17 protein-coding genes and 1 pseudogene are annotated in these 22696 nt (G+C 77.5%); 5 read left to right on the top strand and 13 right to left on the bottom strand.

Annotated features, from left to right (window positions below; genetic code table 11):
• Positions 1 to 98: 98 nt before the first annotated feature.
• Positions 99 to 1694: a hypothetical protein gene (locus tag Q0789_RS09030; RefSeq protein ID WP_298804366.1), complete on the bottom strand. Its 1596-nt coding sequence runs from the start codon at positions 1692 to 1694 to the stop codon at positions 99 to 101.
• Entirely contained in the window at positions 1687 to 2658 is a 972-nt protein-coding gene (locus Q0789_RS09025) for a hypothetical protein (protein ID WP_298804364.1), read from the bottom strand. The genes Q0789_RS09030 and Q0789_RS09025 overlap by 8 nt, the downstream gene beginning before the upstream one ends.
• A gap of 301 nt (positions 2659 to 2959) precedes the next feature.
• Between Q0789_RS09025 and Q0789_RS09020 the strand changes: the two genes are divergently transcribed.
• Complete coding sequence (locus tag Q0789_RS09020) at positions 2960 to 3214, top strand: helix-turn-helix domain-containing protein (RefSeq protein ID WP_298804362.1); 255 nt, start codon at positions 2960 to 2962, stop codon at positions 3212 to 3214.
• Positions 3215 to 3268: 54 nt separating this feature from the next.
• Here Q0789_RS09020 and Q0789_RS09015 read toward each other — a convergent pair whose 3' ends face one another.
• Complete coding sequence (locus Q0789_RS09015) at positions 3269 to 3811, bottom strand: hypothetical protein (protein WP_298804360.1); 543 nt, start codon at positions 3809 to 3811, stop codon at positions 3269 to 3271.
• A 223-nt stretch (positions 3812 to 4034) separates the two neighbouring features.
• Here Q0789_RS09015 and Q0789_RS09010 point away from each other — a divergent pair, with 223 nt between their 5' ends.
• Positions 4035 to 4994, top strand: a complete 960-nt coding sequence (locus tag Q0789_RS09010; RefSeq protein ID WP_298804358.1) for a LysM peptidoglycan-binding domain-containing protein — start codon at positions 4035 to 4037, stop codon at positions 4992 to 4994.
• Between the two features lie 167 nt (positions 4995 to 5161).
• Positions 5162 to 5710, top strand: coding sequence for an Rv3235 family protein (locus Q0789_RS09005; protein WP_298804356.1), 549 nt, complete (start codon positions 5162 to 5164; stop codon positions 5708 to 5710).
• A gap of 101 nt (positions 5711 to 5811) precedes the next feature.
• Here the strand turns inward: Q0789_RS09005 and secA are convergent, their stop codons facing one another.
• Positions 5812 to 8553 (bottom strand): preprotein translocase subunit SecA, encoded by a 2742-nt coding sequence (gene secA / locus Q0789_RS09000; RefSeq protein ID WP_363326127.1) that lies wholly within the window; start codon positions 8551 to 8553, stop codon positions 5812 to 5814.
• Positions 8554 to 8699: 146 nt separating this feature from the next.
• On the bottom strand, positions 8700 to 8987 hold the full coding sequence (locus Q0789_RS08995) for a GNAT family N-acetyltransferase (RefSeq protein ID WP_298804352.1): 288 nt from the start codon (positions 8985 to 8987) through the stop codon (positions 8700 to 8702).
• 100 nt (positions 8988 to 9087) lie between these two features.
• On the opposite strand from Q0789_RS08995, the gene Q0789_RS08990 reads away from it, so the two are divergent.
• Positions 9088 to 10281, top strand: coding sequence for a GNAT family N-acetyltransferase (locus tag Q0789_RS08990; protein WP_298804350.1), 1194 nt, complete (start codon positions 9088 to 9090; stop codon positions 10279 to 10281).
• Between the two features lie 214 nt (positions 10282 to 10495).
• Here Q0789_RS08990 and Q0789_RS08985 read toward each other — a convergent pair whose 3' ends face one another.
• The 7 genes and pseudogenes from Q0789_RS08985 to mtrA form a co-directional block, all read right to left on the bottom strand.
• Positions 10496 to 11785, bottom strand: coding sequence for a crosslink repair DNA glycosylase YcaQ family protein (locus Q0789_RS08985; protein WP_298804347.1), 1290 nt, complete (start codon positions 11783 to 11785; stop codon positions 10496 to 10498).
• An 82-nt stretch (positions 11786 to 11867) separates the two neighbouring features.
• Entirely contained in the window at positions 11868 to 12719 is an 852-nt protein-coding gene (locus Q0789_RS08980; RefSeq protein WP_298804345.1) for a response regulator transcription factor, read from the bottom strand.
• Between the two features lie 279 nt (positions 12720 to 12998).
• A complete protein-coding gene (gene raiA / locus Q0789_RS08975; protein ID WP_298804343.1) occupies positions 12999 to 13736 on the bottom strand; it encodes a ribosome-associated translation inhibitor RaiA in 738 nt (245 codons plus the stop codon).
• A 459-nt stretch (positions 13737 to 14195) separates the two neighbouring features.
• Positions 14196 to 14921: a ComF family protein gene (locus tag Q0789_RS08970; protein WP_298804341.1), complete on the bottom strand. Its 726-nt coding sequence runs from the start codon at positions 14919 to 14921 to the stop codon at positions 14196 to 14198.
• Positions 14922 to 15143: 222 nt separating this feature from the next.
• Positions 15144 to 16934 carry an LpqB family beta-propeller domain-containing protein gene (locus Q0789_RS08965; protein ID WP_298804339.1) on the bottom strand — a complete coding sequence of 597 codons (1791 nt, stop codon included), beginning with the start codon at positions 16932 to 16934 and terminating at the stop codon, positions 15144 to 15146.
• On the bottom strand, positions 16927 to 18690 hold the full coding sequence (gene mtrB, locus Q0789_RS08960) for an MtrAB system histidine kinase MtrB (protein ID WP_298804337.1): 1764 nt from the start codon (positions 18688 to 18690) through the stop codon (positions 16927 to 16929). Before mtrB ends, Q0789_RS08965 begins: the two co-directional genes overlap by 8 nt.
• 97 nt (positions 18691 to 18787) lie before the next feature.
• Positions 18788 to 19456, bottom strand: a pseudogene (mtrA, locus tag Q0789_RS08955) (MtrAB system response regulator MtrA); the annotation flags it as partial.
• Positions 19457 to 19651: 195 nt separating this feature from the next.
• Here mtrA and Q0789_RS08950 point away from each other — a divergent pair.
• On the top strand, positions 19652 to 21031 hold the full coding sequence (locus Q0789_RS08950) for a UDP-glucose/GDP-mannose dehydrogenase family protein (protein ID WP_298804335.1): 1380 nt from the start codon (positions 19652 to 19654) through the stop codon (positions 21029 to 21031).
• Between the two features lie 648 nt (positions 21032 to 21679).
• Here Q0789_RS08950 and Q0789_RS08945 read toward each other — a convergent pair.
• Positions 21680 to 22693: an acyltransferase family protein gene (locus Q0789_RS08945; RefSeq protein ID WP_298804333.1), complete on the bottom strand. Its 1014-nt coding sequence runs from the start codon at positions 22691 to 22693 to the stop codon at positions 21680 to 21682.
• Positions 22694 to 22696: the final 3 nt, after the last annotated feature.

Genomic DNA, 22696 nt, shown 5'->3' with positions numbered 1-22696 from the left:
CCGGCGCGTCGCCGGGACGCCCGACAGCCTGCCCCACCCGGGCGACCGCCGCGGCGCGCCCCGGGGTGGTGCCCCGGGGTGGTGCCCGGCGGCGGTGCTCAGCCCGCGCGAGGCCGCGGGCGGGCGCGACGCACCGCCGCGCGGGCGCGCCGCGCGGCCCCCGCCCTGCCGCCCGCGGCCCGGCGCCCGGCCGCACGTCCGCCGTCCGGGCCCCCGCGGTCCCCGGCGACGGACGCCTCCGGCCGGGCCGCGCGCAGCGCCTCGGCGAGCGCGGCCACGGCGAGGCGGGAGGGCGAGCGCGGCGCCGTCTCCACCAGCGTGCGCCCGGCGAGCAGCGCCGCGTCGTGGGCCGCCCGGTCGTCCGGCACGAGGCTCACGTCGCGGGCGCCCGCGAAGCGCGCGAGGGCGTCGCGGACGCGGCGCTCCGGCGGCGACCCCACCGCGGACGCGCGCACGCGGGTGACGACCACCCGCGGCGTCGGCGCGCCGGGCACCGCCTCGGCGAGGTCGGCCAGCCCGCGGACGAGGCGCTGCAGGCCCACGGCGTCGGCGGCGCCGACGACGAGCACCTCGTCCGCGGCCGCCAGGGCGCTGAGCGCGGCACCGTTGCGCCGGGGTGCGGCCGTGTCGTAGCTGAGCTCCTCGTCGGCCTCGAGCGGGGAGCCGAGGTCGACCACCACCCAGTCCGCCTGCGCGCGCGCCACCTCCCAGACGCGGTCGAGCGACGCGGGCGCGAGCTCGGGCCAGCGCGAGCTGCGGCTCACGCCCCCGAGCAGGTGGAGGCCGGGCGAGACCCGCACGGCCGCCCGCGCCAGCGCCCGCCCGTCCAGCACGCCGGAGGCGGCGGAGCGGCACGCCGCGGCGAGCCCGGGCGACTCGTCGAGCAGCCCGAGGACCTGCGCGACGCTCGCCGCGTGGGTGTCGGCGTCCGCGAGGAGCACCTGCTCGCCCGCGGCGGCCAGCTCGGCCGCGAGGCCCGTCGCCACCGTCGTGCGCCCCGGCGCCCCCGGGGGCCCCCACACGGCGACCAGCCGCCCGGCCCGGCCCTCGCCCTCGGGCGGGGCGACGGCGAGGTCGAGCTCCGCCGCGTCGTCGGGTGCCGCGGGCAGGGCGTCGGCCGGGTCGGACGTGCTCGTCCGGTCGGCGGTCCGCAGCGTGGCCGAGGCGGGGCCGGGGCTGCCGACCGCGCCCGGCTCCGGGCTCGCGCCACCGGCGGCCGCGGTGCCCCTCGGAGCACGGGCGTCCGCCTCGGGGTCGGCGTCGGGGCCCTCGACCGGGCCCGCGCCGTGACGGCCCGCGCCGCCCGCGGCCGCCGCGGAGCCCCCGCCGGCCGCGCGGCGCCGCGCCCCCTCGACGAGCTCCTCGAGGCGCGCCGCGGGCACGTCGGCGGCCGCGACGACGTCCACCCCCAGGGCGCGCAGCCGCGGCTCCTGCTCGCGCAGGGCCGCAGGGGCGGCGAGGCCGACGACGACGAGCCCGCACTCGCGCAGCCGCACCACGGCGGGGCGGTCGAGGCGGTGCAGGTCGGCGGAGACGAGGGCGGCGCCGGCGCGACCGGTGGCCGCCACCGCCAGCAGCTCGGGGAGGTCGGCGCAGCGTCGGAGCACGACGAGGCTGCGGCTGGCGCCGATGGCCGCGACGAGCGGCGCCTCCCACGCCCCGGTGACGGCGACGAGGACGCCGGTCTCAGCCACCGGCGCCGTCCTCCGGCGTCGCGCCGTCCGTCGCTCCGCCGTCCGTGGCCCCGCCGTCCGGAGCCCCGGCACCGGGGCCGCCGTCGGCCGGCGCGTCCTCGGGCGCCGCTCCCCCGCCCGCCGGCGAGCCCGCCGCCGGCTCCTCGGCGGGCCGCGTCGCCCCGTCACCGCCGCCGGACGCCCGGGGGGCCGCGGCCGTCGGGGACGCCTCCGGCGAGGTCGCGGTGGACCCCGCGGGCGAGCGGGTCGCGGGAGCCGCGGCGGTGGGGGCGTCCGTCGGGACGGGCGCGGCGGCCTGCCCGGCGGCGCCCCGGGACGCGACGGGGTCGAGGTCCTCGCCGCCGTCGTCGAGCCCCCCGGGCGACAGCACGAGCTGCACCTCGGCGTCGGCGGCGAGCGCGGCGAGGACGTCGGGGAGCTCCTCGGTGCCCACGAGCACCTGCACGGTCGTCGTGGCGGCCGAGCCGAGGGCGCCGGGACCGGCGTCGACCTCGGCCACGGGGGCGGCGACCACGACCCGTCGCGGCTCGAGCAGCGCCCCGGGCGAGCCCAGGTCCACGGCGGTGACCCACACGTCGACGAGCGCGCCGGGCACGAGCTCGGCGGGCAGCGCGCCCTCGACGGGGACGCCGACGGGCCGCACGTCGAGCACGCCGGGGTCGCCGAGGGCCGCCGCGGGCACCAGCTCACCGGCGCCGACGCCGCGCAGGGCCACGAGCTCCCCGTCCGGCGGGCGGGCGGCCGACAGGTACGCCGCCGCCCCGCCTCCGCCGTCGAGGCGCAGGCGCACGACCTGCAGCTGGTCGGCCCCGACGCGCTCGCCCGGGGTGAGGGCCTCCGCCGCCGCGAAGACCGGGACGGTGCGGTCCGCCGACGCGACGAGCCGGGCGCCGGCGACGACGGCCGCCAGCACGAGCAGGACCCCGACCACCAGCCGCGGGTCCCGCCACGACGGCAGCGCCACCCTCCGGGCGGGTGCGCCCCCGGCCTCCGCCCTCGTGACCGCCGCCACCCGTCCCCCTGCACGTCACGTCGCCCGGCCCCCGCGGCCGCCCACCGGGGCGCCGTCGTGGCGGGCCGGCGAGCGCGACGCGGCGATCGTGCCAGCGCCGACGCCGCGCTCCGCCCCGTCGTCCACAGGGTCACCCGACCGAGCCGCAAGGTCCTCCGACCGCGTGCCAGACTCCGGCCGCGGCGCCCCCTCCGGGGCCCGCCGGCCGCCGCGGAGCAGCCCGCCGGCGCCCCGCCCGACCCGAGGAGGACGCGTGCCCGCCCGATTCCTGCCGCTGGCGGACGTCGCCGAGATACTCTCCATCTCCTCGGCGCAGGCCTACGCCCTCGTGCGCTCCGGCGACCTGCCGGCCATCAAGGTGGGCGGCCGCGGCCAGTGGCGGGTCGAGACCACGGAGCTCGAGTCCTACATCCAGCGGATGTACTCCCAGACGCGCGCCCTGGTCGAGCGCGGCGGGCTGGACGAGGCGGCCGAGGCCACCGCCGCGGAGGGGCTCGAGCGCGGCTGAGCGGGTCTGAGCCGCCCCGTCGGCTCGCGCCGGGCGCTGTCCCTGCGCTCGGCGTCAGGCGCTGCGGACCACGAGCAGCGCCCCGATCGCGACGGCCCGCACCTCGAGGACGGCCCCCGCCCGCCGCGGCTCCCCCGGGGCGTGCAGGGCCAGGTCGACGTGGTCGCCCGCGACCCGGTCGATCGTCCCCGCGAGCTCGGCGCCCGCCACCGCCACGCGCACGGCGGCGCGGTCGCGGGCGAGCGCCCTCAGCGCGGTGCGCAAGGAGGTGCGCCGCAGCACCGCGCCCGCCGGCGGGGCGACACGGCGCGGCAGGCCGGCGACGGACGCCACCGAGGCCAGCGGGACGAGGGCCTGACCGCGGGCCTCCGCCACGACGACCCACTCCGGGGCCGCGTCGTCCACGCGTCCCGCCACGACGGCGCCGTCGCGCAGGTGCAGCGCGACCTCCAGGGGACCCGCGGCCCGCAGGCGGTCGGCGAGCCAGACGTCCGCCTGCTCGGCCCGCGTGCGGTCGGCCACCTCGGCGCGCAGCTCGGCCGCGGCCTCCTGCTCGAGCTGGGCCTCGAGGTCCTCGAACAGCCGCTGCCAGCGCACCACCGCACCGTACCGGCGAGCGCCACCGACGATCGAACGAACCCGAGCCACACTGATGGGTGGTCGTCTACACCAAACAGCACCAAACGATGGTCAACGTCGAGTCGGTCGGGGTAGGACTGCTCCCACCACGCCGGAGGTGCGGGCTCGCCCGACGCCCGCGCACCACCCGGTCGGCCCAGCGGCCGGCCCCTCCGGTCGACGACGTCCTCGAGGAGCTGCCGTGAGCACCACCCGCCCCGACCCCCACGACGCCCGGGGACCGGCGTCCCCCGTGACGTCCGGCCGCACCCCGTCCGGCCGCGGCCGGGCGCTGCTCGTCCTGCTCGCCGCCGCGGCCCTCGCGGTCGCGGGGGTGGCAGCCCTGGCGGCCGCCGTCGCGGGTCCGGGCACGGGGTCGTGGACGGCGACGGGGCAGGTCCCGTGGCCCCTCGCCCCCGCCACCACGGCTCAGGACCTCCTCGTCGCGGCCGCGACCGGCGCGGCCGGCGCGCTGGCGACGGCGTGGGGCCTGGCGGCCGGCGCGGTGGCGACGGCGCGGCTCGCGCCCGGGGCCGGCGCTGCGGACGCCGTGGCCGGCGCCGCGACCCGCCTCCTGCCGGCCGTGCTCCGCGGCGTGCTCGTCGCGGCCCTCGGCGCGGGGCCGCTCCTCGCCGCGGGTCCGGCGAGCGCCGCCCCCGCCGCCGTCGCCCCCGCCGCCGTCGCCCCCGTCACCGCAGCACCCGTCACCGCAGCACCCCTGGCCGCCGCTCCGGTCGCGGCGCCGCCCGTCGCCGCCGAGCCGGCGACGACGCCGACGCTCGACAGCACGACCGCGGCGGCGCCCGGTGCGGCGCCCGCCACGGCGGCCGGCACGGACGGCGCGCCCGACGTCACCTGGAGGCCGACCGCCCCGCCCCGCCCGGTCGCCCCGCACGTCGAGGCGTCCGGCGGCCTCCTCGTGCCGTCGCCGCGGGAGGCCGCCACCGCGGACGAGGCGGGCGTCGTCGTCGTCGTGCGCGGGGACACGCTGTGGGACATCGCCCGTCGGCACCTGCCGCCCGGCGCCGACGACGCCGAGGTGGCTGCCGCGTGGCCCGCCTGGTACGCGGCGAACCGCGCCGTCGTGGGCGACGACCCCGACCGGCTCCTGCCGGGACAGCGCCTCGTGCCGCCCGTGGCGACGACCGGCGGCCTCCGGTGACCGCGCTGCCGGTGGACGTCGCGGCGACGAGGAGCGTCCCCGCTCCGCCGACGCCCCCGCGCCCCCGCACGTCGTCCGTCCGGCGGCGTCACTCCCCTGCCGAGGCGCCCCGGTCGACGGCCGACGACGCCGCCGCACGGACGGGCGAGGCGGCCGGGACGTCGCGCGTGCGGCTCGCCCCCGCGCCGCGGACCGAGCCGGAGCCGCTGCCCGGCACGGGCCCCGACGCCCTCGCCACCCGCCGGGCGTGCACCGCCCCTCCCGCCGGCCAGCAGGTGCTCGTCCTCGCGCCTCCCCGCCGCTGCGCCGGCGCCGCGCCCGACGTCGACCCGCTCGTGGCGCCGCGTCCCAGCGCGGACGACGAGCTGAGCGACCCCGGGCCGACGTGCGCCGCCCTCGCGGGCGCCGTCGTCGAGGTGCTGTCCGGGCACCGCCCGGCGGCCCAGCTCGTCCGCTGGACCACCCTCGAGGTGCACGAGGGGCTCGTGCGGCGGGCGGCCCTGGCCGCCCGGCTGCGCCGCCCGCGCCCGGGGGCGCCCGGCCCGGCGCGGTCCGGCCGGCCCGCCGTCGTCCGTCGCGTCCGGGTGTGCCGCCCCGCGGAGGGGGTCGTCGAGGCCTCGGCGGTCGTCGTCGACGGCGACCGGGTCCGTGCGGTCGCCCTCCGGCTGGAGGGCTGGGACCGCCGGTGGCGGGCGACCGCCGTCGAGGTGGGGTGACCGGCGACCCTCCGGCTCTCCTCGGAGCCGGGGTCGCACGCACGACGACGGCCGGGTCCCCGAAGGGACCCGGCCGTCGTCGCCGCCCGTGCGGCGGGTGCTCAGCCCTGGCGGCGCGCCTGCCGCCGCTGGGCGCGGTTGCCGTCGCCCGAGACGCGGGTGCCGTCGGCGTTCTCGACCTTCTGCTCCACGCCGCCCTCCTCGTCGACCGACCCGGCGCTGTAGGCCAGGCGCTGCGGCGTCGTCGGATCGTCGAGGCCCTTGGCCTTGAGCTGCGGCGCGGCGGCGGCGATGCCGGCGGCCAGGGCGCCGGAGGCGGCCCCGGACGGCGCGGCCTGCTGGGGGGCGGGCGGCGCCACCTGCACCTCGAGGTTGAAGAGGTAGCCGACCGACTCCTCCTTGATGGCGTCCATCATCGCCGTGAAGAGCAGGTAGCCCTCGCGCTGGTACTCCACGAGCGGGTCGCGCTGGGCCATCGACCGCAGCGAGATGCCCTCCTGCAGGTAGTCCATCTCGTAGAGGTGCTCACGCCACTTGCGGTCGAGCACCGACAGGACGACGCGGCGCTCGAGCTGGCGCATCGCCTCCTCGCCGAGCTGCTCCTCGCGGCGCTCGTAGGCGAGCCGCACGTCGCTGAGCACCTCCTCGAGCAGCATCTCCTTCGTGATCCGGTTCCGGCCGCCGGCCTCCTCCTCGAGGTCGGCCACGGTGAGGCTGATCGGGTAGAGGGTGCCGAGCGCCGTGACGAGCTGGTCGAGGTCCCAGTCCTCGGCGAAGCCGTCGGCCGTCGCCGCCGTGATGTAGCCGGTGACGACGTCGGTGGTGAAGTGCGAGACCTGCTCCTGCAGGTCCTCGCCCTCGAGCACCCGCCGCCGCTCGTCGTAGATGACCTGGCGCTGGCGGTTGAGCACGTCGTCGTACTTGAGGACGTTCTTGCGGATCTCGAAGTTGCGGGCCTCCACCTGGCCCTGCGCGCTCTGGATGGCGCGGCTGACGACCTTGCTCTCCAGCGGCATGTCGTCGGGGAAGCCGGTGCGGGCCATGAGCGACTCGGCGGCGCCGGAGTTGAACAGCCGCATGAGGTCGTCGCGCAGCGAGAGGTAGAAGCGCGACTCCCCCGGGTCGCCCTGGCGACCCGAGCGCCCCCGCAGCTGGTTGTCGATGCGCCGCGACTCGTGCCGCTCCGTGCCGAGCACGTAGAGACCGCCGAGCTCGGTCACCTCGTCGTGCCCCGCCTTGACGGCGTCCTCGGCCTCGGCGAGCACCTCGGGCCACAGGGCCTCGTACTCCTCGGGCTTCTCGGCCGGGTCGAGGCCGCGCTCGTGCATGCGGCTGACGGCGAGGAACTCGGCGTTGCCGCCGAGCATGATGTCGGTGCCGCGGCCGGCCATGTTCGTGGCGACCGTGACGGCGCCCTTGCGCCCAGCCATGGCGACGATGGCCGCCTCCCGCGCGTGCTGCTTGGCGTTGAGCACCTCGTGGCGCACGCCCCGCTTCGCCAGCTGGGTGGACAGGCGCTCGCTCTTGCTCACGCTCGTCGTGCCGACGAGGACGGGCTGGCCCTTCTCGTGGCGCTCGGCGATGTCTTCGACGACCGCGTCGAGCTTGGCCTCCTCGGTCTTGAAGACGAGGTCGCTCTGGTCCACGCGCTGCATCGGGCGGTTCGTCGGGATGGGGATGACGCCGAGGGAGTAGGTGCCGTTGAACTCCGCCGCCTCGGTCGTGGCGGTGCCCGTCATCCCGGACAGCTTGTCGTACATGCGGAAGTAGTTCTGCAGCGTGATGGTGGCGAGGGTCTGGTTCTCGGCCTTGACCTCCACGCCCTCCTTGGCCTCGATGGCCTGGTGCATGCCCTCGTTGTAGCGGCGCCCCGCGAGGATGCGGCCGGTGTGCTCGTCGACGATGAGGACCTCGCCGTCGGTGACGACGTAGTCCTTGTCGCGCGTGAACAGCTCCTTCGCCTTCACCGCGTTGTTGAGGTAGCCGACGTACGGGGTGTTCACCGAGTCGTAGAGGTTGGAGATGCCGAGCCGGTCCTCGACCTTCTCGATGCCGCTCTCGAGGACGCCGACGGTGCGCTTCTTCTCGTCGACCTCGTAGTCCACGTCCAGCTTGAGGGTCCGCGCGACCTTCGCGAACTCGGCGTACCAGCGCGTCGCGTCGCCCTGCGCGGGCCCCGAGATGATGAGCGGCGTGCGCGCCTCGTCGATGAGGATCGAGTCGACCTCGTCGACGATCGCGAAGGCGTGGCCGCGCTGGACCATCTCCGCCGTCTGCCAGGCCATGTTGTCGCGCAGGTAGTCGAAGCCGAACTGGGTGTTCGTGCCGTAGGTGATGTCGTTCGCGTACTGCTCTCGCCGCTGCTCCGGGCGCATGCCGTCGGTGATGCAGCCGGAGGTGACCCCGAGGAAGCGGAAGACGCGTCCCATGAGCTCGCTCTGGTAGGACGCGAGGAAGTCGTTCACGGTGATGACGTGGACGCCCTTGCCCGTGAGCGCGTTGAGGTACGCCGGCAGCGTCGCGACGAGCGTCTTGCCCTCGCCCGTCTTCATCTCGGCGATGTTGCCGAGGTGCAGCGCGGCCCCGCCCATGACCTGGACGTCGAAGTGGCGCTGCCCCAGGCTGCGGCGGGAGGCCTCACGGCAGTTGGCGAAGGCCTCGGGCAGGAGGTGGTCGAGCGACTCGCCGTCGGCCACGCGCTCGCGGAAGCGGTCGGTCTCCTCGCGGATCTCCGCGTCGGAGAGCTTCTCGAAGTCCTCCTCGAGGGCGTTGACCTGGTCGGCCAGGCCCTGCAGCCGCCGCACGGCGCGGCCCTCGCCGGCCCTCAGCAGCTTCTCGAGCATCCCCACGTCGCGAACTCCCTCGTCGTCCGCGCGCACGGGCTCCCCCGGAGGGCTCCCGCGGCGCTGGTCAGGTCGGCCGTCATGCTACGCACGCGGCGGTCACCGGCCGTCGCGCCGCGTCGGGCCAGCCCCGGGTCGGACGCGCCTCAGCCCGCGACGAGGTCCTGCTGGTCGGGGTGCCGCTCCAGCCACGCGGCCACGTAGGGGCAGTCGGGGCGCACGCGCAGGCCGCGCTGCCGCAGGTCGTCCATCGCGGCGCCGACGAGCCGCCCCGCGAGGCCCTCGCCCTGCCGGTCCGGGTCCGTTCCCGTGCTCACCAGCGCGACGACGCCGTCATCCACCGGCCGGCCCACGAGCTGCACGAGCTCGCGCCCCTCCTCCAGCAGGACGTAGCCGTCCCCGCGCCGCTCCACCGTCGTCGTCTCGTCCGCCATGCGGCCAGCGTGCCGCGGCGCGCCCGCCCCCGCCCGCGGGAGGCGGAGCGTCGGGAGGAACGTCGTTGCCCGGGGCCGTCGACGGCGGCAGGGTCGGCCCATGACGTCAGCCGCACCGATCGACGCCGTCGCGCCGCGCCCGGTGGCCGCCGCCCTCCCGACCGCGGCGCCCGACCTCGAGGCCGGCGGGGGCGTGCGGCTGCGCGCCTACCGGGAGGACGACGTCGAGGCCGTGCTGGCGATGGCGTCCGAGGCGGAGTTCGCCCGCTGGACCACCGTGCCGGTGCCCTACGGGCGCGAGGACGCCGAGGGCTTCGTCCGCGACGTCGTGCCGGCGGGCTGGGCCACGGGCGAGGCGATGACGTGGGCGCTGGACGTGGACGGCGAGCACGCGGGGAACGTGGCGCTGCGCCGGACGGGCACCGACGGCGTGCTGTCCGTCGGCTACGGCCTCGACGCCCGGCACCGCGGCCGCGGTGCCGTCTCGGCGGCGCTGCGGGTGCTCCTGCCGTGGGCGGCCGAGCACGGGGCCGCCGCCGTCCGGTGGAGCGCCCACGCCGGGAACTGGCCGAGCCGCCGGGCCGCCTGGGCCGCGGGCTTCCGCGTCGAGGGGACCATCCGGCGGGCCGAGGCTCCGTCCCTGCTGATGAAGGCGCGCGGCGAGCTGCGCGACTGCTGGGTCGGCACCTGGGTGGCGGGCGACCCGACCGCGCCGGCCACCCCGTGGCTCGACGTCCCGCGCGTCGACCTCGGCGACGTCGTCCTGCGGCCGTGGCGCGACGAGGACGCGGGCCGCGTCGTCGAGGCCTGCACCGACCCCGTCACGCGGCGCTGGCTGCCGCGGCTGCCGGAGCGCTACGAGCTGCAGGACGCGCGGGACTTCGTCGAGGGGATGCGGCGGGACGCGGCCGAGGCGCACGCCGTGGCCTGGTGCGCCGCCGACGCCCGCGACGACCGGTGCCTGGCGTCCGTGACCCTCTTCGCCCTGGGCCAGGGCGGCCGCCCGGCGGAGATCGGCTACTGGGCGCACCCCGACGCGCGCGGGCGCGGCGTCGTGACGACGGGCGTGCGGGCCGTCGCGCGCCACGCGCTGCTGCCCGCGGAGGTGGGCGGGCTCGGCCTGCCGGCCGTGCTCGTGCGCGCCGAGCCGGGCAACGCCGCGAGCCGCGCCGTCGCGCTGCGCGCCGGCTTCGCCCCGGCCGGCTGGGACCTCGCCGGGGGCGGGGAGCCGGACGACCCGCCGACGCCGCTGGACCGCTTCGTGCTGCGGGCGCAGGACCTGCCCGACGCCTGAGCACCCGACGGAGAAGGGCTAGGAGCTCCGCCCCGGAGCGCCGTTCCGACGGACGAAGGCTACGAACTCCGCCCCGGAGCGCCGTTCCGACGGACGAAGGCTACGAACTCCGCCCCGGAGCGCCGCCCGGACGGACAAAGGCTACGAAGTCCGGTCCGGGTCCCCCCCGCGGAGGGGTGCGGGGACGCCCAGCCGTCCGGGCGAGGAGAAGTGGTCAGGTCGCGCGCAGGGCCTCGAGCAGGGCGGGCGCCAGGTCGCCGGGGCCCGTCACGGCGACGTCGTCGAGGCCGAGCCACGCGGCCATCGACCGCAGCTCCCCCGCGAGCTCCTCGGCGGCGTGCGCGGGCGCCCACGGCTCGGGCCACGCGGCCTGGACGCGCAGGACCCCGTCGGCCCGGTCGGCCTTGAGGTCGACGCGCGCCACGAGCTCGCCGTCGAGGAGGAAGGGCAGCACGTAGTAGCCGTGCACGCGCCGGGCGGCGGGCACGTAGATCTCCAGCCGGAGGCGGACGCCGAAGAGCGCCTCGGTGCGCGAGCGCTCGAAGACGAGCGAGTCGAACGGCGAGAGCAGGGCCCGGCCGGCGACGCGCCGCGGGAAGGCGGCGTCGCGGTGCAGCAGCGCCGGACGCGCCCACCCCCGCACCGTGACGGGCGCGAGGACGCCGTCCTCGACCAGCTCGTCGACGGCGCGGCGCGAGGCGTCGGGGCGCAGGCGGAAGTAGTCGCGCAGGTGCGCCTCGGTGGCGACGCCGAGCGAGCGCCCGGCGATCTCGACGAGGCCGCGGACGGCGTCCGCCTCGTCCGGGTCCGGGGCGCCGGCCACCTCGGGCGGCAGCACCCGCTCGGGCAGGTCGTAGCGCCGCTCGAACTGCGCGGTGCGCCCGGCGGCCGTGAGCTCGCCCGACCAGAAGAGCTGCTCGGCGGCGGCCTTGACGTCGCGCGCCGGCCCCGCGAGCACGGCCTCCGTCGGCGGGACCATCCAGGAACCGGCCGAGCTGCGCGGCGCACCCGGGTGCAGGTGCGCCGTCAGCTGCGCGGCCGTCATGGCCCCGCCCTCGCGCACGGCGCCCAGGACCTCGTCGAGCAGGCGCGGCCGCTCCGCGAGGATGCGCCGGTAGCGGCCCCACGCCTCGTCGGCCGCCCGGGCCATGCGCCAGCGCAGCAGCCGGTGGGTGGCCGGGGGCACGAGGCTCGCCTCGTGGGCCCAGTACTCCACGAGCCGCCGCGGCGGCCGCTCGGCGGCGCGGCGCAGCAGGTCGTCGTCGTAGGGCCCCAGCCGGCTGAACAGCGGGAGCCGGTGGCTGCGCGCGACGACGTTGACCGAGTCCAGCTGGAGCAGGCCGACGCGGTCGAGGACGCGCTGGACGTGCCGCATCGTCGGCGCCCCCGGCGGCCGCCGGTCGGCGAACCCCTGCGCCGCGAGCGCCGTCCGCCGCGCCTGCGCCGCGGTGAGCACCTCCCGCCCCCGCGCGGGGCCGGGACCTGCCGCTCGCCCGTCCGCCACGGCGGACGATGCTGCCACCCCCGGGCGGGCCGGGAGGAGCGGGTGCGGTGCCCCGCGGTCCCGACCGCCGTCCGTCGGGCGGTCAGGGGCTCGGGTCGAGCAGCTTCTCCTTGACGGCGTACATGGCCGCCTCCATCCGCGAGTGCAGCTGGAGCTTCTCGAGCAGGTTCCGCACGTGGTTCTTCACCGTGTTCTCGGAGATCCAGAGCTCGCCGGCGATGTCGCGGTTGGAGCGGCCGCGCGCGACGAGCCGCAGCACCTCGAGCTCGCGGGCGGTCAGCCGCGGTGCGGGCACCGCGGGCACGTCCTCGCGGGCGGCGCCCCTGCGGCTGAGCGCGGCGAACTCGGCCAGCAGGTGGCTCGCCATGGACGGGCTGATGAGCGACTGCCCGCCGTGCACGGCGCGCAGGCTCGCCGCGATCTCCTCGCCCGGCACGTCCTTGAGCAGGTACCCGTTGGCCCCGGCCTGGACGGCGCTGAAGAGGTCGGACTCGTCCTCGCTCATCGTCAGCATGAGGATGCGCGCGCTCGGGGCCACCTCGCGGATGGCGGCGCACGCCTCGATGCCGCTGCGCCGCGGCATCCGCACGTCCATGAGGACGACGTCGGGCAGCAGCTCCTCGGCGCGCGCGATGGCCTCGGTGCCGTCGGCGGCCTCCCCGACGATGACGATGTCGTCGTCGAGCTCGAGGACGCGCTCGAGCCCGCGGCGGTAGAGCACGTGGTCGTCGACGACGAGGACCCGGATGCGCTCCGGCGCACCGGGCCCGACGGGCCCCGCCGCGGCGTCCAGCACCGCTCCGGGGACGGCGACCGCCCCGTCGACGGCGCCCCTCCCGTCGGCACCCACCGTCCCGTCGACGACGCCCCTCCCGTCGGCACTGGCCTGGGCCTCTGCCCGCACCGCTCCGGCGTCCGCGCTCGGCACGTCCATCGCCCTCCCGTCCACCCCGGCGGGTCTCCGCCCGTCCGGGGGCCGGCGCGAGCATGCCAGCGGCTGCCCTCGCCCGTCTCGACCGGCCCCGTCACGATCGGGCCACGCCGCGGGACCGCGAGGGCCACCGGCGCGCCGACCGGGGACCGCTTCCCCGTCCGAGGTGTTCGGAGCCCGTCGCCGACCGGTTGGGCCGGATGTCGCCGGCACGACGCCGGCCCGCCCGAGAGGGCCGGCCGCCGGCCCCGGGCGCTCGCCCGGGGCCGGCGACGCGTCCCTCTAGGCGCTCACCGCCGCGGGGGCCTGCGCCCCGTCGGCGCCGGCGGCCGCCTCCTCGGGCGCCTCCTCGAGCCGGATGACGCCGTAGCTCCAGCCCCGGCGGCGGTAGACCAGGCTGACCGCGCCCGTGCTGCGGCACAGGAAGAGGTAGAAGTCGTGCCCCAGCGCCTCCATCTGGGCGAGGGCCTCGTCCACGCTCATGGGGTGCGCCAGGTGCGTCTTCTCCCGGATCCGCACCGGGGAGGCGCCGACGGCGTCCGCCAGCCCGTGCTCGTCCTCCCCCGGGCCCAGCGCGCCCACCGTCGCGTCGGGCTCGTCCTCCTCACCGGACGCGCCGTCGTCGCCCACCGCGGGCGGGGCGACCGCGAGCGATGGCACGGACGACGCCTCGGGCACCGAGCCGCGGCGCACCGACGGCGGCGTCTGGCGGCCGTGGTGGACCTTGCGGCGGTCACGCAGCCGGCGCAGGCGCTCGAGCAGCTTCTCCTCCGCGAGGTCGAGGGCGCCGTGCGCGTCGTCGGCGCAGGCCTCGGCGCGCACGACCTCCCGGCGGTGGCGCAGCGTCAGCTCCACGCGCTCGCAGCTCTGCGGCTGGCGCGGGTTCATCTCGTGGCTGATCACGACGTCGAGGCGGTCGGCCCGGGGAGCGACCTGCTCGACCTTGGCGAGCTTGTCCTCGAGGTGTCGGCGGAAGCGCTCCGGCACGGTGGTGTGGCGGGTGGTGAGCGTGATCTCCATGGGTCCTCCAGCGATGGGGGGTGGGTCTCGACGCGCCGGCCCGGGAGCTGTCCCGGCGGGCGGTCCTCGGTGCTCAGGCGCCACCTCCCCGCGGCAGGAGGGCGGGGGGCCGGCCACCGCCCCCGGTGACGACCGGGGCGGCGGCGGGCGGGGCGGGGCGGCGCAGACCGGCCCGCGGGAGCGCTCCGCGCAGCCCCGCCCCGGCGCCGTCAGGCACCGGGCGAGGCCGCCGGGCGAGCTCCATGTCCGGACGCTAGCGGCCCCGGGGGCCGTGCGACAGTCCGGCCCACCGACCGGGCGAGGAGGCGTCCGCGCCCGGCGGGTGTGCCCCGCGCCCGGCTGGTGGGCCCGGCGACGCCGGCGCGTCGCCGACGACGGCTCGGACTGCCGCGCAGGCGCTCTCGTCGCGCCGGAGTGCGAGCACGCCCGACCGCCCCGGTGGCCTGCCGTGGTCGGTGCTCACAGCGCGTCATGACGCCGGTCGCCCCCGTCCGGCCGCCCGTCCCGGGAGCCGGTGCGGCCCGACCGGCGGCGCCCCGCCCCCGGCGGCGGCGCGGCGAGGACGACCACCGCCCCCTCGACCCGGCAGCCGGCGAGCGCGAGGACGCGGGCGGCCTCGGCGAGGGTCGAGCCGGTGGTGACGACGTCGTCGACGAGCAGGCACCGCCGCGGCGGGGCCGCGCGGACCACCAGCGCCCCGCGCCGCGCCGCCGTCCGCTGCGCCGCGGTGCGGCCCACCTGGTCGCCCGCCCCCCGCCGCATCGCGAGGACGCGCCGGACGGGCACCTCCCGCCCCCCGCGGGCGAGCGAGGTCGACCACCGCCGGGCGAGGTCGGCGACGAGGTCGTCGCCGCGCGCGCGGACGGCGGCGCGGGTGGACGGCGCCGGGACGAGCGCGAGCGGGCCGCCCGCCGCGCCCGTCGGCCCTCCGTCCACCAGCCCGGCGTCCATCACCCCTGCGTCGGCCGCCGCGTCCAGTGCCGCTGCGCCCGCGCGGCGCAGGGCGTCCGCCAGCAGCGGCGAGAGGTCGTGGCGCCCTCGCTCCTTCCACGCCAGGAGCAGACCGCGAGCGGCGCCGTCGTAGCGCGCCGCGGCGCGCACGGGGGGCGCGGTGGCGACGGGCAGCTCGACGAGGCCCAGCGGGGGCGCGGCGAGGACGGCTCGGCACGGCGCGCACCACGGCACGTCCGGGACGCCGCACCCGGGGCAGGCGACCGGCCAGACGAGGCGGCCCAAGGCCGCCCATGCCGCCCGCGAGGGCCCGGGGGGAGCCGCGTGCCGCGCCGGTGAGCCCACGGGAGGAGGCTGCGGGCCCCACCGGTCCGGTGGCGGGCCGGCGGTGCGGTCGGTGGACGGGCGCCCCGGCGGCGGCCCCTGTGCGCGCGGGCCGGACAGCCGTCGCCGGGCTCAGCCCGGGTAGGACGGGTCGGTCGAGGTCTCCGAGCCCGGCCGCACGACCCAGGCCAGCCCGGCGGGCTGCAGCACCCCGCCCCCGGGGGCGTCGAGGAGCACGCGCCCGGCCGCCTCGGCCGACGTCAGCCGCTCGACGCCCTCGGGCACCTCGACGGCGCGCACGTCCGAGCCGTCGACGGCCACCCGCAGCAGCTGCGGCGGACCGTCGGCGAGGGAGCCGACGGCCACGACCGTCGTCGCGTCCTGCCACCCGGCGTCGGTGACGGACACCAGTCCGGGGACGGGCGGGGCGTCGGGCACGTCGAGGCGCTCCGGCGCGCCCTCGCCGTCGCGCACGACGCCGGCGACGTCGAGGTGGGCCCCGCCGTCACCGTCGGTCGAGGCGACGACGACGCGGGCGCCGTCGCGGGAGACCTGCAGCGCTCGCACGCACCGCCCGTCCAGCCACGGCGCCTCGACCGTGCGCACCTCCCCCGCCGCGTCGACGGCGAGGACCTCGCCCCCGGCCTCGGCCGGCGTCGTCCAGACCCACCCCCGGACGTCGACGCTCGGCGCCACGAGCTCCTCGCCGGCGAGGACGCCGCGCAGCCCCGGCCCCTCCTCCGACTCGTCCGGAACGCCCACGAGCAGGCGCCCGCGCTGCTGCACGAGCACGGCGAAGAGCCCGTCCACCCCCACCGCCGGGTCGCTGGGCAGCAGCGAGGACACGTCGAGCAGCCCGGGCACCAGCTCGGCCCCGTCGCCGTCGAGCCGCGCGATGCGGCCTCCGGACAGGACGACGGGCGGACCGGCGGGGGCCAGCGGGTCGAGGAGCCCGAGCTGGGCGTCCGGCAGCCCGAGGGCGCTGCCGGCCGACGACAGCTGCACCTCGCGCACCCCGGGGACGGGGCTCAGCGTGGCGCGCAGCTGCGCCTCCATGAGCAGGCGCGTGCCCGGGTCGGCGGCCCGCGCCTCGTCGGAGAGGTCCACCACCGCGGTGCCGCCGGGGTCCAGGGGCACGGCGGGCGGGGAGCTCAGCAGCCGCGTCCCCTCGGGGAAGGCGGTGGTGACCGCCCCCGCGAGCCACTCCGAGGGGCCGGCGAGCAGCTCGGAGACGAGGAGGGTCGCGCTCGGCGAGCGCCCGGGGAACCAGCGCAGCTCGGGCACGAGGGCGGTCCGCGTCGGGTCGAGGAAGGTGAGCGGGTAGGCGCGGTAGACCTGCCGGAAGACGTCGTGGCTGACGACGACCTCGTCCGGCGGGTCGCTGAGGCGCCAGACGCCGTCCGCCCGGACGACGTCGAGGTCGACGGAGTAGGACGCCCGCGGCGGCGCCGTCGTCCACCGGCCGCGACGGTCGACCTCCCCGACGAGCGGTGCCGTGACCCGCACGGTCTGCACGGTGCCCTGCGTCACCGTCGACGTCGGGCGCCCCGGGTCGGCGGCGGGCTGCGAGGCCCCGGTGCCGCCGACGACCAGGCCGCTCGCCGCGATGACGACGACCCGCTCGGAGGGGCGCCAGGACCGCGCCGCGCGTGGGGTGAGGAAGAGGCGGGCCGTCGCGGAGTCGTCGTCGAAGGCGGCCGAGGCGCGCAGGAAGCCCTCGACGACCGTCTCGGGCGAGGCCCCCGTCGGCGGGCCCTCGGCGAGGAAGCCCAGGGCCGGGTCGGGCGCCGCCGGGGCGGGGCCGCCCTCGACGGGCCCGCGGCGGGGCAGGTCCACGCAGCCGGTGAGCAGGGCGAGGACGGCGACCAGCAGGAGCGCGAGCGCGACGGGCGGGCGCCGCGTCCCGGGGCGGCGCTCAGCCACGGCCGGCCGGCGGCGGCAGGACCGGCAGGGACGCCGTCGCGATGGTGTCGGCGGCCGCCTCGGTGCCGGCGTCGCCCCACGCGCCGGGCGAGCCGGCGGCGCTGGGGACGAGGACGACGCCGGGCAGGCCCTCGACGAGGACGCTCGGCGCGGTCGGGTCGTCCGGCGGGGCGGCGGGGGCGAGGTCCGCCGGCATGGGCAGCGGCGACATGCCCACCGCGCTTCCGGCCACCCGCGGCAGCAGGAGCCGGAAGGCGGCGCCGAGGCCGAGCTGGCCGACGACCTCGAGGCGGCCGCCGTGGAGGACGGCGTCCTCGGTGGAGATGGCGAGGCCCAGCCCGCTGCCGCCCGTGGTGCGGGCGCGGGCCGGGTCGGCGCGCCAGAAGCGGTCGAAGACCCGCTCGGCGTCCTCGGGCCGCAGGCCGATGCCGTGGTCGCGCACGAGGACGGCGACCGCCGACGGGTCGGCCGCCAGCTCGACCTCCACCGGGCGGCCCTCGGCGTGCTCGACCGCGTTGAGCACGAGGTTGCGGACGACCCGCTCGACCCGCCGCGGCTCGACCTCGGCCGTCACCGGGCCCTCCGGCACGACCACCGACACCTCCACGCCCTGCGCCGAGGCCACCGGCTCGGCGTGCTCGACGACGCGGGCCACCAGCGCCGCGAGGTCGACGACCTCCGGGTCCAGCGCCGCCGCGCCGGCGTCGAAGCGGCTCATCTCCAGCAGGTCCGCCAGCAGGGCCTCGAAGCGGTCCAGCTGCGTCATGAGCAGCTCGGCGGAGCGCGAGGCCGCCGGCTCGAGGTCGCCGCGCGCCTCGTGGAGCACCTCCCCCGCCATCCGCATCGTCGTCAGCGGGGTCCGCAGCTCGTGCGAGACGTCGGAGACGAAGCGCTGCTGCAGACGGGAGAGCTCGGCCAGCTGCGTGATCTGGCGCTGCAGGGACGCGGCCATGTCGTTGAACGTCCGGCCGAGGGCGGCGAGGTCGTCCTCGCCGCGGACGTCGACGCGCTGGTCGAGGTCGCCGGCCGACAGCCGCGCGGCCGCGGCGGCCGCCTCGCGCACGGGGCGCACGACGAGCCGGGTGACGACCGAGACGACGCCGCCGAGCAGCAGCACGAGCAGGAGCCCGCCGACGACGAGGACGCGCTGGACGGCGTCGAGCGTCTCCTGCTCGCGGCCGAGGTCGATGACGAAGTAGAGCTCGTACTGACCCGCGAGCGCCAGGTCGACCCGCTGGCCGACCGCGAGGCCCGGCGTCGTGCCGCCGTCGCTGCTCGGGAGGGCGACCGGCGCGGCCTGCTGCGTCGACTCCGTCTCCACGGCCTCGCGCAGCGCCTCGGGCAGGAGCCCGGGGGTCAGGCCGCTGCTCTGGAGGCCGTTGATGGTGACGGGGGCGTCGCTGCCCGGCACCCGCAGGAGCAGGAAGCCCGCCGAGCCCTCGCCACCGACGTTGCTCAGCTGCTCGCTGTTGTCGAGGACGAACTGCTGCAGCTCCACGCCGGTGGGGACGTCGGCCTGGTCGAGGCGGTCCTGGAAGGCCCGCGCCCCCGCGGCCGCCTCGTCGAAGGCCTGGTCCCGGCGGGCGTCGAAGAGCCGCTCGCTGATGGCGTCGGCGAGGAAGCCCCCGACGACCGCCATCGTCAGCACGCACAGGACGACGGTGAGACCGACCACCCTGACGGTCAGCGAGCGGCGCCACCGCCGCGCCGCCCGGCCCCCCGCCGCCCGCAGGCGGCGCCCCAGGCGCCCCGGCACGGCGTCAGCCGGCGTCCGCGCCGGCCCGACCGGGCTCGTCGGACGGGGCGTCCTGCTGCCCCGCGCCGTCCGGGGCCGAGCCGCCCGAGGCGACAGCGCCGGCGCGGTAGCCGACGCCGCGGACGGTGAGGACGACCTCGGGGTGCTCGGGGTCGTGCTCGATCTTGCTGCGCAGGCGCTGGACGTGGACGTTGACCAGGCGCGTGTCGGCCTGGTGGCGGTAGCCCCAGACCTGCTCGAGCAGCACCTCGCGCGTGAAGACCTGCCACGGCTTGCGGGCCAGCGCCGCGAGGAGGTCGAACTCCAGGGGCGTCAGGGCGATGTGCTGGTCGCCGCGGTTGACGGTGTGCCCGGCGACGTCGATGACGAGGTCGCCGGCGCGCAGCGTCTCGGGCACCTCGTCCTCGCGACGGCGCAGCCGCGCGCGGACGCGGGCGACGAGCTCCTTCGGCTTGAAGGGCTTGGGCACGTAGTCGTCGGCGCCCGACTCGAGCCCGGCGACGACGTCGGAGGTGTCGCTGCGCGCGGTGAGCATGACGATCGGCACGTCGGACTCCGCGCGGATGCGCCGGCAGACCTCGATGCCGTCCACCCCCGGCAGCATGAGGTCGAGCAGCACGAGGTCGGGCTTGGACTCCCGGAAGGCGGCCAGCGCCCCCGAGCCGTCCGCGCAGAAGGACGGCGTGATGCCCTCTCCCCGGAGCACGATGCCGATCATCTCGGCGAGCGCGGTGTCGTCGTCGACCACGAGCACGCGGTTCGTCATGGGACCCATCGTCGCACCGTGGCGCGTCGAGCCGGCGGACGCCCGCGTCGAGGGCGCGCCCGATCGGGCGACCGTCGGTGACAGGCCCGCTCATGACACCCCGAGCGTGACGCCTCCTCCACCGCGGTCCAGGTGGCATGCTGCCCCCGCGCGAGGGCGCGCACGTCCGTCCGCCGACCCCCGTGAGGACCTTCCATGACCGAGCAGACCGCTCAGACCGAGTTCGATGCCACCAGCCCCGACAGTGCCCGCGGCCCCCGCATCAGCGTCGTCGGCACCGGCTACCTCGGTGCCACTCACGCCGCCGCGATGGCCGAGCTCGGCTTCGACGTCATCGGCGTCGACGTCGACCCCGCCAAGGTCGAGGCCCTCTCCGCCGGCAAGGTCCCCTTCTACGAGCCCGGGCTGCCCGAGCTGCTCGTGCGCGGCGTCGAGTCCGGCCGCCTGCGCTTCACCACCGACCTCGCCGAGGCCGCCGCCTTCGCCGACGTCCACTTCGTCTGCGTCGGCACCCCCCAGCGCCCGGGTTCCAACGGCGCCGACCTGCGCTACGTCGAGGCCGCCTTCGAAGGGCTGGCCCAGCACCTGACCCACGACGCGCTGCTCGTCGGCAAGTCGACCGTGCCGGTCGGCACCGGCGCCCGGATGGCCGCGCGCGTCCGCGAGATCGCCCCGGCGGGCCTGCGGGTCGAGCTGGCGTGGAACCCCGAGTTCCTCCGGGAGGGCAAGGCCGTCCACGACACCCTCTCCCCCGACCGCGTCGTCGTCGGCGGCGCCTCGCAGTGGGGCGACGACCTCCTCCGGCAGGTCTACGCCCGCCCCCTGTCCACGGGCACGCCCTTCATCGCCACCGACCTGCCGACCGCCGAGCTCGTCAAGGTCTCCGCCAACGCCTTCCTCGCCACCAAGATCAGTTTCATCAACGCGATCTCGCAGGTGTGCGACAAGGCCGGCGCCGACGTCACCGTCCTGTCCGACGCCCTCGGCCACGACGTCCGCATCGGCCGGCAGTTCCTCAACGCCGGCCTCGGCTTCGGCGGCGGCTGCCTCCCCAAGGACATCCGCGCCCTCATGCACCGCGCCGGCGAGCTCGGCGCCGACTCCCTCGTCGCCCTCATGCAGGACGTCGACGAGATCAACATGTGGCAGCGCCAGCGCGTCATCGACATGGCCGTCCAGGCCTGCGGCGGCAGCGTCCTCAACCGCCGCATCGGCGTCCTCGGCGCCGCCTTCAAGCCCGACACCGACGACGTCCGCGACTCCCCCGCCCTCAACGTCGCCGCCGGCCTGCACCTGCGCGGCGCACAGGTCGTCGTCTACGACCCCGAGGCCGGCGAGACGAGCCGCAGGATGTTCCCCACCCTGACGTACGGCACCTCCACCGAGGAGGCCGTCACCGACGCCGACGTCGTCCTCGTCCTCACGGAGTGGCCGGTCTTCCGCCAGGCCGACCCCACGCAGCTCCTCGCCCTGACCCGGCCCGGCGCCACCGTCATCGACGCCCGCAACTGCCTGCCCGCCGACGCGTGGCGGCAGGCGGGGTGGACCTACCGGGGACTCGGCGCCGCGCGCTGACGGACACCACCGGTCCGCGTCCGTCGCAACGGTGGAGGGCGCGTCCCGCCACCTCGAACTCTGACCGGCTCTCGTCCTCGTCTCTGCAGCGGGCAGAAGTCGCGGTCGCTGTCCATCATGGCGTCCGCCTGCGCCGTCGGGCAGGACGGAGCGGCCACCGGACGACCTCAGTCGCCCTGGTCGAGGCGTGCTGCCCCATGAGTGGGTGACAGTCGACCTCGCTCGTCAGAGCACGGCACCCTCGCGGTTCCGGGCAGCCGTGGGTCGTCGGCGGTGGGAGCTCCGTCGGCGCTCAAGCGGTAGCTGGACCCGGGCTCGTCTCGGTGCGTCGACGAGCGCACCTCGTGCGGCCCTTGCTGCTCCTCGCGGACATAGACCGGGCCGGCCGACTACTGGTACAAGCATTGGCACGAGAATTCGAAGACCCGGCACGTGCGGACGGCGCGGGTGCCGTCGACGGCGCACCGCCTCTGGAGCTACAAGGCACCTACCGCTGGCGGGGCGGGAGCGCGCACCAGTACGTGCGCTTGGACCGCCAGAGGCCCGCGCGGCCAAGGACGGCTGCACGGCGTCCTCGAGCACCTCGTCAGGTGTCGCCTGATCCGACAGCAGTTCCGAAGGTCGATCTGCTCGCCCACCGCTCTCGCCTCAAGCCGGGATGCGGCGCCGCGGCAACTGGTAGACCGACTGCAGCGGTGTGCCCTTGGCGATCGTGCCCAGTCCGAGGGATGCGCCGATAGCCAGCACGACCATGACAGGAAGGGCGAAGAGCTGCACCAGAAGCAGCGCCTCACCCGCCGGCGCCGGTCCCAGGAGCAGCAGGAGCGCTTTCGTCAGTCCGGCGAGCACGACGAAGTGGGTGACGTAGATGATGAGGCTCGCGCGTCCCAGGACCTCGAGCCCCGAGCCTCTCGCCAGGCGCGGGAGGTGGCGGAGGCAGAGGAGCCCAGTGGTCACGGCGAGGACGCTCAGCGCGAGCACGATCCCGGGGACGTCGACGAGGTCGTAAGCCCGGACAGTGACGACGAGAACCGTGAAGACGGTCGTCGCAGCGAGCGCAGACACAGGCGGACTCTTCTCGACGGCACGCACCAGAGCGGGACCGCTGTTGACGCCGACCAAGAAGAAGACGAGGTAGTGGGCCAACCCCTGGTAGCCGATGCTCCCGGTGTCGAGAGGCCCGAAGAACGCCACGGACACTCCTGCGGCGACGAGCAGCTGCCATGGAACGCGTAAGCGCTTCGTCGCGACCTTCGCGAGCACGAGGGCGAGAGCGAGAGCATGCAGGTACCAGAGCCCGGAGGTCGGGTACAGCGGCGACAAGAGCAGCCGGACGACGTCGGTCTCCTCCGGCCTGCTGGCCAGTGGAAGCACGGAGAACCAGAGGAAGCGCACCACCGTCCACACCACGTAGAGCCAGAGCAGCGGACCGAGGCGGTGCCGCCACAGCCGACCCCAGGACTCGTTGAGGACGCCTCTCGCCAGCACACCCGAGACCAAGAAGAAGAGCGGCATCGGGAAGGCCGCCAGCAAGTCCTCGACAAGGCCATAGCCCCAGTGCACGAGGTGCAGGGGTTCGAGCAAGACCAAGACGTGGTGGAAGACGATCATGAAGATCGCAGCCCCACGCGCACTGTCCAACCAGCTGACACGCTGAGTCATGTG

Origin of the sequence: uncultured Pseudokineococcus sp., from assembly GCF_947499845.1 — a bacterium.
Lineage (GTDB): Bacteria > Actinomycetota > Actinomycetes > Actinomycetales > Quadrisphaeraceae > Pseudokineococcus.
Note: the sequence above shows the minus strand (reverse complement) of the source record. Positions and strands in the feature narration are given on the sequence as shown.